The 13,940-nt window shown below is 74.4% G+C and carries 11 protein-coding genes; 3 read left to right on the top strand and 8 right to left on the bottom strand.

All coding sequences use genetic code 11. The features are described from left to right. Positions 1–63: 63 nt before the first annotated feature. The 5 genes from AC1050_RS14840 to AC1050_RS14820 all read right to left on the bottom strand — a co-directional run bounded on the left by AC1050_RS14840 (position 64) and on the right by AC1050_RS14820 (position 5,395). On the bottom strand, positions 64–1,560 hold the full coding sequence (locus AC1050_RS14840) for an alpha/beta hydrolase family protein (RefSeq protein WP_482388173.1): 1,497 nt from the start codon (positions 1,558–1,560) through the stop codon (positions 64–66). A gap of 68 nt (positions 1,561–1,628) precedes the next feature. Further along, complete coding sequence (gene era / locus AC1050_RS14835) at positions 1,629–2,531, bottom strand: GTPase Era (RefSeq protein WP_482388172.1); 903 nt, start codon at positions 2,529–2,531, stop codon at positions 1,629–1,631. Between the two features lie 11 nt (positions 2,532–2,542). Further along, positions 2,543–3,883, bottom strand: a complete 1,341-nt coding sequence (locus AC1050_RS14830; protein WP_482388171.1) for a hemolysin family protein — start codon at positions 3,881–3,883, stop codon at positions 2,543–2,545. Further along, on the bottom strand, positions 3,880–4,332 hold the full coding sequence (gene ybeY / locus AC1050_RS14825; protein ID WP_482388170.1) for an rRNA maturation RNase YbeY: 453 nt from the start codon (positions 4,330–4,332) through the stop codon (positions 3,880–3,882). The genes AC1050_RS14830 and ybeY overlap by 4 nt, the downstream gene beginning before the upstream one ends. Positions 4,333–4,384: 52 nt before the next feature. After that, positions 4,385–5,395 (bottom strand): PhoH family protein, encoded by a 1,011-nt coding sequence (locus AC1050_RS14820; protein WP_482388169.1) that lies wholly within the window; start codon positions 5,393–5,395, stop codon positions 4,385–4,387. Between the two features lie 171 nt (positions 5,396–5,566). Between AC1050_RS14820 and ppdK the strand changes: the two genes are divergently transcribed. Then, a complete protein-coding gene (ppdK, locus tag AC1050_RS14815) occupies positions 5,567–8,278 on the top strand; it encodes a pyruvate, phosphate dikinase (RefSeq protein ID WP_482388168.1) in 2,712 nt (903 codons plus the stop codon). Between the two features lie 209 nt (positions 8,279–8,487). Here ppdK and arfA read toward each other — a convergent pair whose 3' ends face one another. Next, positions 8,488–9,999, bottom strand: coding sequence for an arabinosylfuranosidase ArfA (gene arfA, locus AC1050_RS14810; RefSeq protein ID WP_482388167.1), 1,512 nt, complete (start codon positions 9,997–9,999; stop codon positions 8,488–8,490). Positions 10,000–10,109: 110 nt separating this feature from the next. Then, positions 10,110–11,333 carry an amidohydrolase gene (locus AC1050_RS14805; RefSeq protein WP_482388166.1) on the bottom strand — a complete coding sequence of 408 codons (1,224 nt, stop codon included), beginning with the start codon at positions 11,331–11,333 and terminating at the stop codon, positions 10,110–10,112. Between the two features lie 117 nt (positions 11,334–11,450). On the opposite strand from AC1050_RS14805, the gene AC1050_RS14800 reads away from it, so the two are divergent. Beyond that, positions 11,451–12,452 (top strand): ketopantoate reductase family protein, encoded by a 1,002-nt coding sequence (locus AC1050_RS14800; RefSeq protein WP_482388165.1) that lies wholly within the window; start codon positions 11,451–11,453, stop codon positions 12,450–12,452. Between the two features lie 42 nt (positions 12,453–12,494). Continuing rightward, positions 12,495–12,881 (top strand): RNA-binding S4 domain-containing protein, encoded by a 387-nt coding sequence (locus AC1050_RS14795; protein ID WP_482388403.1) that lies wholly within the window; start codon positions 12,495–12,497, stop codon positions 12,879–12,881. A 163-nt stretch (positions 12,882–13,044) separates the two neighbouring features. On the opposite strand, the gene AC1050_RS14790 is transcribed toward AC1050_RS14795, so the two are convergent. Further along, positions 13,045–13,932, bottom strand: coding sequence for a DUF72 domain-containing protein (locus tag AC1050_RS14790; RefSeq protein ID WP_482388164.1), 888 nt, complete (start codon positions 13,930–13,932; stop codon positions 13,045–13,047). Positions 13,933–13,940: the final 8 nt, after the last annotated feature.

Below are 13,940 nucleotides of genomic sequence, written 5' to 3'. Positions count from 1 at the left end.
GCGCAGGTGGTCGCGGTCTGGGGACGCGTCATCCGGCGCGCCCGGTGCGGCACGCCGGTCGGCCTAGATGCCGAGCTGGTAGACGCCCCAGTAGGCGAGCACCACGAGCAGCGCCGCGCATGCCGCGCAGGTCCCCCACAGCACGGCGTGCCCCACGACGCCGTGGGCGAGCGGCTGCCCCGCGTGCCGCAGCTGCCGGAGCCGCTGCACCAGGGCCGCGGCCGCGAGCACCGCCGCCAGCCCCAGCAGGCGGACCGCGATCCAGCCGCCCTGCACCACCCAGCCGTTGCGCTCGTAGCCCAGCGCGAGCCGGGCCACCGCGACCAGGTACCAGACCAGCGCCCCGACGGTGCCGACGGACGCGAGCGACAGCAGGGCCAGCCGGCGCGCCACCACCGGGTCGCGGCCGTGCGCGGGCTCGCGGCCCCGCACGCGACGGACCCCCACCAGCACCAGCCGGCCGGCGGGCAGCAGCACGATCACGCCCACCGCCCCGACCACGAGGAACACCAGGACGTCGCCGTCGCCGAGCCAGCCCGGCTGCGGCACCGGCGCGGCCCAGTACAGCTGCTCGGGCTGGTCCCCCGCGATCCGCGGCCACGCCGAGCGGGTCTCCGGCAGCCCCTGCACCCAGCCGGTGAGGTCGCGCAGGAACGCCGGGGACACCGCACCGTCCACCTTGATCCCGTGGTCGGCGCCCCGGTAGTACCGGATGGTGTAGTCGCCGTTCCCGGCGATGGCGGCGTCCCGGATGATCTGCTCGGCACCCTGCACGGTGGGCATCGAGGCGTCGGCGGTGCCGTAGGCCACCAGCAGCGGCTGGGTCATCCTCCGCTGGTACGGGGAGACGTCGAAGTCGGCGTACTCGAACCCGCCGCCGGGCAGGGACATGCCGACCGCCCGCGGGATGGCGCGGAACACCTGCTGCGGCACGTCCGTGTTGCGCAGGTAGGAGTCGACGGCGAACGCCGCCTGCTGCCGGGGCGGCACGACCGGCGCCGACACCAGCACCACGAACGCGACGTCCGGGTCCTCCGCGGCCATGACGGGTGCGATCCACGCACCCTCGCTCTCGGCGTACACGCCGACGCGGTCCGGGTCGACGCCGGGGACGCCGCGCAGCAGGTCGAACGACTGCCCGTAGTCCTCGGCCATCTGCAGGTAGTCGCGGTGCCGCACCGTGTAGGTGTCCAGCCGCTTGTCCGGCACGAGCGTCGCGACACCGGCCTCGGCCAGATCCCGGGCCTGGTCGACGAACGCGTCGGCGTACAGACCGGTGCCCGCGCCGTGCACGAACAGCACCGCCGGGACGTCGCCCGCGACGCCCACCGGCATCAGCAGCCGGGCCGCCACGTCGGCGCCGTCGAGCGGCACCCGGACGACCGTGCTGCTGACCGGGTACGAACCGATCCGGGGTGCGCCCGGGATCGCCGTCGACGCCGACTGCACCGTCAGCGGGTCCGTCATCGGCACGGGCGTCCACTGGGGCCCCATGAGCGCTCCGAGGACGGCGAGGACGATCGCCCCCACCACCGTTCCCGCGGCGACCCGGTAGCGCACGTCGCGATTATCGCGGACGCGGTTGTCCCGCTCCGGGACCTGGTGCCCGTCCCGCGTGGTGGTCGTGCTCAGAACCCCAGCCGCCCGAGCTGCTTGGGGTCGCGCTGCCAGTCCTTGGCGACCTTCACGTGCAGGTCCAGGTAGACGCGCGAGCCGAGCAGCGCCTCGATGCCGTGCCGGGCGCGGGTGCCGACCTCGCGCAGCCGGGAGCCGCCCTTGCCGATGATGATGGCCTTCTGGCTGTCCCGCTCGACGTAGAGGTTGACCCGCACGTCGAGCAGCGGCGTCTCGCCCTCCGCGGTGTCGCGGGGCACGATCTCGTCCACGACGACGGCCAGGGAGTGCGGCAGCTCGTCGCGGACGCCCTCGAGCGCGGCCTCGCGGACCAGCTCGGCGACCATGACGGCCTCGGGCTCGTCGGTCAGCTCCCCCTCCGGGTACAGCGCGGGGCCCTCGGGCAGGTGCGAGATGAGCACCTCCTCGACCGTCGGCACCTGGTACCCGGACTCCGCGGAGACCGGGACGATGTCGGCCCACTCGCCGAGCTCGGAGACCGCCAGCAGGTGCTCCGCGAGCCGCTGCTTGCCGACCAGGTCGGCCTTCGTGGCCAGCGCCACGACGGGCGTGCGCCGGCCGAGCTGGGCCAGCTGCTCGGCGATGAACCGGTCGCCGGGACCGACCTTCTGGTCCGACGGCAGGCAGAACCCGACCACGTCCACCTCGCTGAGCGTGTCCCGCACCAGCGCGTTCAGCCGCTCGCCCAGCAGCGTCCGCGGGCGGTGCAGGCCCGGGGTGTCGACCAGCACCAGCTGGGCGTCGGGACGGTGCACGATGCCGCGCACGGTGTGCCGGGTGGTCTGGGGGCGCCCGGACGTGATCGCCACCTTGGTGCCGACGAGGGCGTTGGTCAGCGTGGACTTGCCGGCGTTGGGCCGACCCACGAGGCAGGCGAATCCGGAGCGGTGGGTCACGGGGGTCTCCGTCACTGGTCGGGTCGGTTCTCGGCGGCGACGCGCGCCGGCCGGTCGTGCGGGTCACGGGGCTCGCGGCCGTCACGCGGCTCGCGGTCCTCGCGGGGCTGCGGCTCCGGGTCGGGCTCGGGCGCGCGCGACACCAGCACCCGGGCGACGCGCTTGCGCCGCCCCTCGGTGCCCTGGGCCACCAGGCGCAGGCCGTGCACCTCCCCCGCGGAACCGGGGATGGGCACCTTGCCGAGCGCCTTGGCCAGCAGCCCGCCCGCGGTGTCGACGTCGTCGTCGTCCACCTCGAGGCCGAACAGCTCGCCGAGCTCGTCCTTGCCCAGCCGCGCCGGCACCAGGTAGGTGCCGCCGCCGAGGTCCTCGACCTGCGGGGCGGACGGGTCGTGCTCGTCGGTGAGCTCGCCGACGATCTCCTCCAGCGCGTCCTCGATGGTGACCAGCCCGGCGATGCCGCCGTACTCGTCCACCACCATGGCGATGTGCGAGGCGCCGGCCTGCAGCTCGCGCAGCAGCTCGTCGACCGGCTTGGACTCCGGCACGAACACCGCGGGCCGGACCAGCGACCCGGCGGGCGCCTCGGCCGAGCCCGGGTCGTCCTGCATCCGCCGGACCAGGTCCTTCAGGTAGAGCACGCCGCGCAGGTCGTCCACCTGCTCGCCGACCACCGGCACGCGGGAGTAGCCGGACCGCAGCAGCAGCGACAGCACCTTGCGCAGCGGCGTCGACTCCACGGTCGTGACCATGTCGGTGCGCGGCACCATCACCTCGCGGGTCAGCGTGTCCCCCAGGCCGAGCACCGAGCGGACCATCGCCCGCTCGTCCAGGTCGACGCCCGCCTCGCCGGCGCGCTCCACCATCTCCCGCAGCTCGTGCTCGTCGAGGTCGCCGCCGGCCGACGGGGCGATCCGGACCAGCGGCGCGGCGACCGCCCGGACGACCAGCAGCAGCCGCGACGTCGCGGTCAGCACCTGGCGCGGGTAGCGGTGCCCGAGCGAGCGCGGGCTCAGCCGGGCGAGCACCACGGTGAGGAACGCGCAGGTCGCCACGGCGATGATCAGCTCGACGGACCACGTCAGGTCGGACGCGGCGATCGCGAGGGTCAGGCAGACGGCGGCCAGCATCTCGCAGAGCAGCCGCAGCACCGCGGCGGCCCCGGCGACGGCCGCGCGGTCGTCGGTGAGCCGCTGCACGCGCTCGGCGGCCGGGTGCCGGGCGGCGAGCAGGTCGGCGACGGCCGTGCGGCCGATGCGCACCACCGCGGCCTCGCCCGCCGACAGCGCCGCCGCCAGCAGCACGGCGACGAGCGTCAGCGTCGCGAGCAGCGCGACGGGCACCTCGTTCATCGGCCGGCGAGGAAGGTCAGCAGCAGCTGGCGCTGCAGGCCGAACATCTCCTTCTCCTCCTCCGGCTCCGCGTGGTCGTAGCCCAGCAGGTGCAGGATCCCGTGCGTGGTGAGGAGCAGCATCTCCTCGACCGCGGAGTGCCCGGCGGTGCGGGCCTGCTCCACGGCGACGTCCGGGCACAGCACGACGTCGCCGAGCAGCCCGGCGGGCGTCGGGTCGTCGGCGCGGCCGGGGCGCAGCTCGTCCATCGGGAAGGACAGGACGTCGGTGGGTCCCGGCTCGTCCATCCACTTCACGTGCAGGTCCGTCATGACCTCGGTGTCGACGAACATGATCGACAGGTCGGTCTGCGGGTGCACGTGCATCTGGTCGAGGACGAAGCGCGCCAGCGCGGCGAACTCCGCCTCGTCGACCTCGTGGCCGGACTCGTTGTTGACCTCGATGCTCATCTCGGGGCCCCCGCGTGAGCGTGAGCGCAGCGAGCGGTCGCGTGGGGTGAGTTCATTTTGCGGTGTGGTCCCAGCGTGCGTAGGCGTCGATGATGTCGCCGACCAGGCGGTGGCGGACGACGTCGGAGGAGGACAGGCGGCAGAACGCGACGTCGTCGACGTCCGCGAGGATCGACTCGACCACGCGCAGGCCGGACGTGGTGCCCGACGGCAGGTCCACCTGCGTGACGTCGCCGGTGACCACGACCTTGGACCCGAAGCCCAGGCGGGTGAGGAACATCTTCATCTGCTCGGCCGAGGTGTTCTGCGCCTCGTCGAGGATGATGAACGAGTCGTTCAGCGTGCGGCCGCGCATGTAGGCCAGCGGCGCGACCTCGATCGTCCCGGCCTCCATCAGCCGCGGGATCGAGTCGGGGTCGACCATGTCGTGCAGCGCGTCGTACAGCGGGCGCAGGTAGGGGTCGATCTTCTCGCTGAGGGAGCCGGGCAGGAAGCCGAGCCGCTCCCCCGCCTCGACCGCCGGGCGCGTCAGCACGATGCGGTTGACCTGGCGCGCCTGCAGCGCCTGCACGGCCTTGGCCATCGCGAGGTACGTCTTGCCGGTGCCCGCGGGCCCGATGCCGAAGGTGACCGTGTTGCGGTCGATCGCCTCGACGTACTCCTTCTGGCCCGCGGTCTTGGCCCGGATGGTGCGGCCGCGGCTGGACAGGACGTTCATCGTCAGCACGTCGGCGGGCCGCGTGGCGGTGCCGGCGGTGAGCATGGCGACGGAGCGGGTGACGACGTCGGGGGTCAGCGGCGTGCCGCCGACGGCCATCTCGACGAGCTCGTCGACCAGGCGCGCGACGAGCGCCACGTCGCCGGCGGGGCCGGCCAGCGTGATCTCGTTGCCGCGCACGTGCACGTCCACCGTGCGGAAGCCGGTCTCGATGGTGCGCAGGACCTGGTCGTTCAGACCCAGGAGCTCGACCATGGACACGCTGGACGGGATCGTGATCCGGTGCTCGACCCGGGCTGCGCCGGGGAGCGGACGACCGCTGCGGTCGGGTGTGGTCTCGGCCATGTGCTCGGCTTGCGCCGTCGCGCTCCTTCATGAGGTGGGATGCGTCCCGCCATCCTACCGACCACCACCGACGGGCCGCGCCCCGATTCAGGGCTGGGCAAGCGCCGTCCCGCGCGGGACACTGGGAGGGCCGCGGCAACGGCGCCGTGGCGGTCGGACGCGGAGGCTGACGTGGCGCGGTACGTCCAGGACTTCTCCGAGGGCGGGAAGGACCAGAAGGACCTGCTCGGCGGCAAGGGTGCGAACCTCGCCGAGATGACCCGGCTCGGCCTGCCCGTGCCGCCCGGCTTCACCATCACCACCGAGGCCTGCCGCGCCTACATGCGCACCGGGCACCTGCCCGCGGAGCTGCGGGTCGAGGTGACGACCGCGCTGCGCAAGCTCGAGGACACGCTCGGCCGCCGGCTCGGGGACTTCCACGACCCGCTGCTGGTGTCGGTGCGGTCCGGCGCGAAGTTCTCGATGCCCGGGATGATGGAGACGGTGCTCAACGTCGGGCTGAACGACGCGTCCGTCGTCGGGCTCGCCGAGTTCTCCGGCGACGAGCGGTTCGCGTGGGACTCCTACCGCCGCCTGATCCAGATGTTCGGGAAGACCGTGCTGGACCTGGACGGCGCGCTGTTCTCGGACGCCCTGGACGACGCGAAGGCGGCCAAGGGCGTCCGGCACGACGTCGACCTGGACGCCGAGGACCTGCGCGCGCTGGTCGGCGTCTTCAAGGAGATCGTGCGCAGCGGGTCGGGCGGGGAGTTCCCCCAGCACCCGCGCGAGCAGCTCGACCTCGCCGTCGTCGCCGTCCTGCGGTCGTGGGACACCGACCGCGCGCGGCTCTACCGCCGCCGCGAGCGCATCCCCGACGACCTCGGCACGGCGGTCAACGTGGTCAGCATGGTGTTCGGCAACCTGGGGCCGACGTCCGGCACCGGCGTCGCGTTCACCCGGGACCCCGCGACGGGGCGGACCGGCGACTACGGCGACTACCTGGTGAACGCGCAGGGCGAGGACGTCGTCGCCGGGATCCGGAACACGCTGAGCCTGGCGGAGATGGAGCGGGTCGACCCGCGGGCCTACGCCGACCTGCAGCAGGCCATGCGCCGGCTGGAGACGCACTACCGGGACCTGTGCGACGTCGAGTTCACCGTCGAGCGCGGCAGGCTCTGGATGCTGCAGACCCGGGTCGGCAAGCGCACCGCCCCAGCCGCGTTCCGGATCGCCACCCAGCTGGTGGACGAGCACCTCATCACGATGGACGAGGCGCTGGCGCGCGTCAGCGGCGAGGAGCTGTCCCGGCTGATGTTCCCCCGGTTCGACGCCCAGGCGGAACGGACCCTCCTGACGCGGGGCATGGGGGCCTCCCCGGGGGCCGCCGTCGGCCGGGCCGTGTTCGACTCCGCGACCGCCGAGGCCTGGGCGGCCGACGGGCAGGACGTCGTCCTGGTGCGCCGGGAGACCAACCCGGACGACCTGGGCGGCATGATCGCCGCGGTCGGCGTGCTGACCGCGCGCGGCGGCAAGACCTCGCACGCGGCCGTGGTCGCGCGCGGGATGGGCCGCACCTGCGTGGTCGGTGCCGACGAGCTCGACATCGACCTCGCCGCGCGGTCCCTCAAGGTCGGGGGGCACGCCGTGGCGGAGGGCGACGTCATCGCCATCGACGGCACGTCCGGCGAGGTGCTGCTCGGCGCCGTCCCCGTGGTGCCGTCCCCGGTCAGCACCTACCTGGAGGACGGGCTCGACGCGGCGCTGGCGCAGGCCGGCGACGACGAGCAGACGGCCGACCTGGTGCAGGCCGTGCACCGGCTGCTCACGCACGCCGACGACACGCGCCGGCTGCGGGTGCACGCCAACGCGGACACCGCGGACGACGCGCGCCGCGCCCGCGCTCTCGGCGCCGAGGGCATCGGGCTGTGCCGCACCGAGCACATGTTCCTCGGCGAGCGCCGGGTGCTCGTCGAGCGCGTCGTGCTCGCGGACGACGACGACGAGCGGCAGGCGGCCCTCGACGCGCTGCTCCCCCTGCAGCGCGCGGACTTCGGCACGCTGCTGGCCGAGATGGACGGCCTGCCGACGACGATCCGGCTGATCGACCCGCCGCTGCACGAGTTCCTGCCCGACCTGACCGACCTCGCGGTCGCGGTGGCGTTGGCGGAGGCGCGCGGGGAGGCGGACCCGCACGACGTGCGGCTGCTGGCGGCGGTGCGGCGGATGCACGAGGCGAACCCGATGCTCGGGCTGCGCGGCGTGCGGCTCGGCCTGGTCGTGCCCGGGCTGTTCGCGCTGCAGATCCGGGCCGTGTGCGAGGCGGTGGCGGACCGGCTCGACGCCGGCGGCACCCCCCACGCCGAGATCATGGTGCCGCTGGTCGGCTCGGTGATGGAGCTGCACCTGGTGCGGGACGAGGCGCTGCGGATCATGGCCGAGGTCGGCGCGACCCGCGGGGTGCCGCTGGACCTGCCGGTGGGCGTGATGATCGAGCTGCCCCGCGCGGCGCTGACCGCCGACCGGATCGCCGAGGTCGCGCAGTTCTTCTCGTTCGGCACCAACGACCTCACGCAGACCACCTGGGGGTTCTCCCGGGACGACGTCGAGGGGGCCTTCTTCCCGACGTACCTGGCGAACGGGGTGCTGACCCAGTCCCCGTTCGAGACCATCGACACGAAGGGAGTCGGTCGGCTCGTCCGCATCGCCGTCGAGGAGGGCCGCGCGACGCGGCCGGACCTCACGGTGGGGGTGTGCGGCGAGCACGGAGGTGACCCGGAGTCGATCCGGTTCTTCGACGCGGTGGGTCTGGACTACGTGTCCTGCTCGCCGTTCCGGGTTCCGGTCGCGCGGCTCGAGGCCGGCAGGGCCGCGATCCGGGGAGCCGGCACCGACGCCCGCTGAGGGGACGCACGCGGCGTCGCCACCCGGTTGGGACACCGGGCCGGCGGCGACGCGGCGTCCGATCCACGCGGGCCGCGCGCTCACCCGACCACGGGCGCCAGCGCAGGCCCGCCGAGGTCGTCATACCTGCATGACGACCTCGCGCACGTGTGACGACCTCGGCGGCGCGCGCGGTCCCGGGTGGAGCCGGACGCCGCCGGGGGTGCCGGTCAGGCGCGGGTGAGCGACACCGTGCTCCAGCTGATGGCCGGGAGGGACATCGTCAGGGTGCCGTCCGTCAGGGTCACGTCGTCCCGGTCGCGGGGCGCCACCTCGTCGGGGGCGTCGGCGGTGTTCACGGCGAACGGGTCGTCGTGGTGCAGCGTGGTGGCCGCGGCGACGCGGACGTCACCGAGACGCGACAGGTCGACCGTCAGCTCCTGCGCGTTCTCCGGGTGCCGGTTGACCACGAGCAGCGACCCGGTGCCGGTCTCCTCGTCCCAGGTGGCGACGGCGTCGACCGCCGGGACGTCGCCGTGCTGCGCGGTCGGGAAGGTCTCGGAGACCGGGGCGACCCGCAGGACGGAGCCCTGCGCCAGGGCGGCGGCCTGCGCGAACGGGTGGAAGATCGTCTGCTTCCAGACCCGGCCGCCGGGCTCGGTCATGATCGGCGCGATCACGTTCACCAGCTGCGCCTGGGCCGCCGAGGTGACGCGGTCCGAGTGCCGGAGCAGCGTGATGAGCATGTTGCCGACGACCACGGCGTCCATCGCGGAGTACCGGTCCTCGAGCAGCACCGGCGCGACCGGCCAGTCGTCGCCGGCCGGCGGGACCGAGGCGGCGCGGGACTGGTACCAGACGTTCCACTCGTCGAACGAGAGCATCATGCGCTTCTCGGCCTTGAGCGCCGCGCGGACGCCGTCGGCGGTCGACACCACGTCGTCGATGAACGCGTCCATGTCCACGCAGGACCCGAGGAACGAGTGCGTGTCGTCGCCCTTGATCTCGTAGTAGCGGTGGATCGAGATGTAGTCGACCTGGTCGTAGGTCTCGGTGAGCACCTCGCGCTCCCAGGAGCCGAACGTCGGCAGGTCCGGCGCGGAGGAGCCGCAGGCGACCAGCTCCAGCGTCGGGTCGACCTGGCGCATGGCGCGGGCGGTCTCGGCGGCCACCCGGCCGTACTCGTGGGCCGTCTTGTGGCCGGTCTGCCACGGGCCGTCCATCTCGTTGCCGAGGCACCACATCGTCACGGCGTACGGCTCCGCCGAGCCGTTGGCGGCACGCTGCTTCGCCCAGGCCGTCGGCGCGGTGCCGTTGCAGTAGTCCAGCAGGTCGACGGCCTCCAGGACGCCCCGGGTGCCGAGGTTGACGGCCATCATCGGCTCGACCCCCGCCTTGCGGGTCCAGCGCATGAACTCGTCGACGCCGACGGTGTTCGGCTCCAGCGAGTGCCACGCGAGGTCGAGGCGGGCGGGGCGGTCCTCGACCGGGCCGATGCCGTCCTCCCAGCGGTAGCCGGACACGAAGTTGCCCCCGGGGTACCGGACGGTCGTGACGCCGAGCTCGCGGACGAGCTCGAGGACGTCCTCGCGGAACCCGTCGGCGTCCGCCGTCGGGTGGCCGGGATCGTGGATGCCGGTGTAGACGCAGCGGCCGAGGTGCTCGACGAACGAGCCGAACGTGCGGCGGTGGACCGGCGAGACGACGAGCTCGGGGTCGACGGTGAGGCGGGCGTGTGCCACGGGGTCCCTCCTGGGGGTGTGGTGCGGGTGCTGGACAGCGCCGTGCAGCAGTCCGCTGCGCTCGGCAGCGGTCGTTCACGGTGCACGGTACGACCCTCGGCAGGGGCGGGTCAGCCCCGGAAGCGGTCCGCGCGCTCGACGACCGTGGCCGTCGCGGTCTCCTGGTCGTAGGTGTAGACGGTGCGGCCCTCGATCAGGACGTGCTCGGCACGCGCGTGCACGTCGAGCGGGTCGCCGGACCAGATGACGACGTCGCCGTCCCGGCCGGGCTCGAGGGCGCCGATCCGCTCGTCGAGCCGCAGGAACGACGCCGGGTTCACCGTCAGGGCCTCCAGCGCCGTCTCGCGCGGCAGCCCGTCCTTCACCGCGAGCGTCGCCTGGTGCACCAGGAAGTTGATCGGCACCACCGGGTGGTCGGTCGTGATGGCGACCCGCACGCCGGCGGCCGCGAGCGCGGCGAGGTTCGCGATCGCCCGGTCCCGCAGCTCGACCTTGGACCGCGAGGTGAACATCGGGCCGAAGATCACCGGGATGTCGCGCTCGGCGAGCACGTCCGCGACCTTGTGGCCCTCGGTGCCGTGGTTCAGCACCAGGCGGTAGCCGAACTCGTCCGCGAGGCGGATCGCGGTGACGATGTCGTCGTGCCGGTGGGCGTGCTGGTCCCACGCCAGCTCGCCGTCGAGCACGCGGGCCAGCGTGTCCAGCCCCAGGTCGACCTTGAACGGGTCGCCCTTGGCCTCCGCGGCGGCGCGGGCGGCGCGGTAGTGCTGCGCCGCCGTGAACGCCTCGCGGATGATCATCGCGGTGCCCAGCCGGGTCTGCGGGGTCTGCTTCTTCTCGGCGTAGACGCGCTTGGGGTTCTCGCCGAGCGCGGACTTCACGCTGACCGAGGCGGAGATGACCTGCTCGTCGACCGTGCGGCCACCCCACGCCTTGATCGCGACGGTCTGCCCGCCGATCGGGTTGCCCGAGCCGGGCTTGACGACGATCGAGGTCACGCCGCCGGACAGGGCGTCGCGGAAGCCCTCGTCGTCGATGTTGATGCCGTCGACCGCGCGGACCGCCGCCATGTTCGGGCCGGTCATCTCGTTGGTGTCGTTGCCGGCGACGCCCTCGCCCTCCTCGTGGATGCCCACGTGGCCGTGCGACTCGACGAAGCCGGGGAGCACCCAGCGGCCGGTCGCGTCGATCACGGTCGCGCCCTCGGGCACGACGACGTCGGCGCCGACGGCCTCGATGCGGCCGTCGCGGATCAGGACGGTGCCGCCCTCGATCGGGGCGGAGGAGACGGGGACGACATGGCCGCCGGTGACGGCGACGACAGAAGAGCTCATGCCCGCCACCGTACGTCGGCTCCCGCCGGGTCACCGTCGCGTCACCCGCCGGGTCACCGTCGTCCGCCCCGCGGCCCCGCGGTGCCGGTTGGGCCTCCGGTGTGGCACGGTGACCGGGTGCGATACGTGATCATCGGCGCCGGCGCGGTCGGCGGGACCATCGGCGGGCTGCTGGCGGAGGCGGGGCGCGAGGTCGTGCTCGTCGCGCGCGGCGCCCACCTGGACGCGATGCGGGCCGCCGGCCTGCACCTGACCACCGAGGCGGGCGCCCGCGTGGTGCACGCCCCCGCCGCGGCGGGCCCGGACGACGTCGCGCTGCGGCCCGACGACGTGCTGGTGCTCGCGGTGAAGGGCCAGGACACCGCGGCCACGACCTCGCAGTGGGCGGACCGCCCCGTGGCCGGCGGCGGGACGGCGGGCGAGCGGCTGCTGCTGGTCTGCGCGCAGAACGGCGTCGACAACGAGCGCACGGCGCTGCGCCGGTTCGCCCGGGTGGCCGGGATGTGCGTCTGGCTGCCCGCGACGTTCCTGGAGCCGGGCCGGGTCTCCGCCGCCGGCAGCCCGGTGGCGGGCGTGCTGACGCTGGGCTCGATCCCCGCGGGCGATCCCGACGCCGACCTCGCGACCGTGGGCGCCGACCTGGAGGCGGCCGGCTTCCGGGCCCCCGTGGTCGAGGACGTCATGGCGTGGAAGTACGCGAAGCTGCTGAGCAACCTCGGCAACGCCGTCGAGGCACTGTGCGGCCCGGTCCGCGAGCCGGCCGCGCGCGAGCTGCTGGACGCGACGGTCGCCGAGGCGCGCGCGGTGCTCGCCGCCGCCGGGATCGAGCCGACGTCGCCGGAGGAGGAGGCCGCGGTCCGCGGTGACTTCACGCTCGTGGACCTGCCGGGCGTCGACCGCCGCGGCGGGTCGTCCTGGCAGAGCCTGGTGCGGGGCGCCGGCTCCATCGAGGCCGCGTACCTCAACGGCGAGATCGTGCTGCTCGGGCGCCTGCACGGCGTGCCGACGCCGCTGAACGCCGCGCTGCTGCGCCGGGCCGAGCGCGCCGCGGCCGACGGCGAGCAGCCCGGGGGGCACGACGCGTCGGAGATCCTGGCCGACGCCCGGGCCGCGGTCTGAGGCGTGCCGGACCCCGCGCCGGACGCCCCGGCACCGCGGCCGCTGCCGCCGGGCCCGCCGTCCACGCGGGTCGACCGGTGGGTGTGGGCCGTGCGGCTGACCAAGACCCGCGCCGCGGCGGCGACCGCCTGCCGGGCGGGGCACGTGAAGGTCAACGGCGAGCGGGCCAAGCCCGCGACGGCCGTGAAGATCGGCGACGAGGTGCGGGTCCGCGGCGACGGGCCGGAGCGGATCGTCGAGGTCGCGCACGTCGTCGAGCGCCGCGTCGGCCCCGCGCCGGCCGCGACCGCGTACGTCGACCGCACGCCCGCTCCCCCGCCCCCGTCGCAGGTCGCGGTGGCGGCCCGGCGCGACCGCGGCGCCGGCCGGCCCACCAAGCGCGAGCGCCGCGAGATCGACCGCCTCCGCGGCCGCGACCGCGACCACTAGCCCGGGGTCAGGTCTGCTCTCAGGTCTGCGCGGTGCACCGAGCGTCCAGAAACCGCGACGTTCTGCCCGATAAGTCCGTGAGTTTCTGGACACTCGGCGAGCCTGGACGCGCAAGGCTCGGAGCGAGCGCGACGCACAGCGCGGGACGCGGGTACGCGCGGGCTCAGGGCGGGGGCGGGCCGACGCCGAGGCGGCGGGCCAGGGCCATCGCGTCGAACGGGGCGCGGACCTTGACGTCGTTGTCGAAGTACACGAAGACGTCGCGCCCGGCCGGCGCCGGGGGTGCCGGCGGGCCGAGGCGGTGCGCGTCCGCCGGTTCCCCGCCGCCGGCCCAGGCGGAGACCCGCGCGGCCCACCGGTCCAGCGCCGGGTCGTCGTAGCCGGAGACGTACAGCTCGGAGTCGCCGTGCAGCCGGACGTAGACGACGTCCGACGTCACGTCCTCCAGGTACGGCCACTTGCCCGCGGTGTCGGCGACGACCAGCCCGATGCCGTGCGCCCGGAGCAGCGCGGGGAACTCCGGCGTCTCGAAGCTCGCGTGCCGCACCTCGAGCACGTGCCGCAGCGGCCGGTCCGCGTCGGTCTCGGTCAGGGCGCGGCCGTCCAGGCGCTCGTCGTGCCGGGCCGCGAGCGCCGCCGCCGCCGCGGTGCTGCGCGGCAGCAGGTCGAAGAACCGCGCCAGCCGGTCGGGGTCGTAGCCGAGGGTCGGCGGCAGCTGCCACAGCACCGGGCCGAGCGCGTCGCCGAGCGCCAGCACCCCGGAGGCGAAGAAGTTGGCGAGCGGGACCTCGACGTCGGCGAGCTTCTTCATGTGCGTGACGAACCGGCCGCCCTTGACCGAGAACACGAACCCGGGCGGGACCTCCGCCTTCCACGCGGCGTACGACGCGGGCCGCTGCAGCGCGTAGAACGAGCCGTTGATCTCGACGGTGCCGAGCTGCCGCGAGGCGTGCTCGAGCTCCCGGCGCTGGGCGAGGCCGCGGGGGTAGAACACCCCGCGCCACGGCTTGTAGCGCCAGCCCGAGATGCCGATCCGGACGTCCGAGGTCATGCGACGGG

This window comes from Cellulomonas sp. NEAU-ZC6, from assembly GCF_056844425.1.
This window is presented reverse-complemented; position numbering and strand designations above follow the sequence as displayed.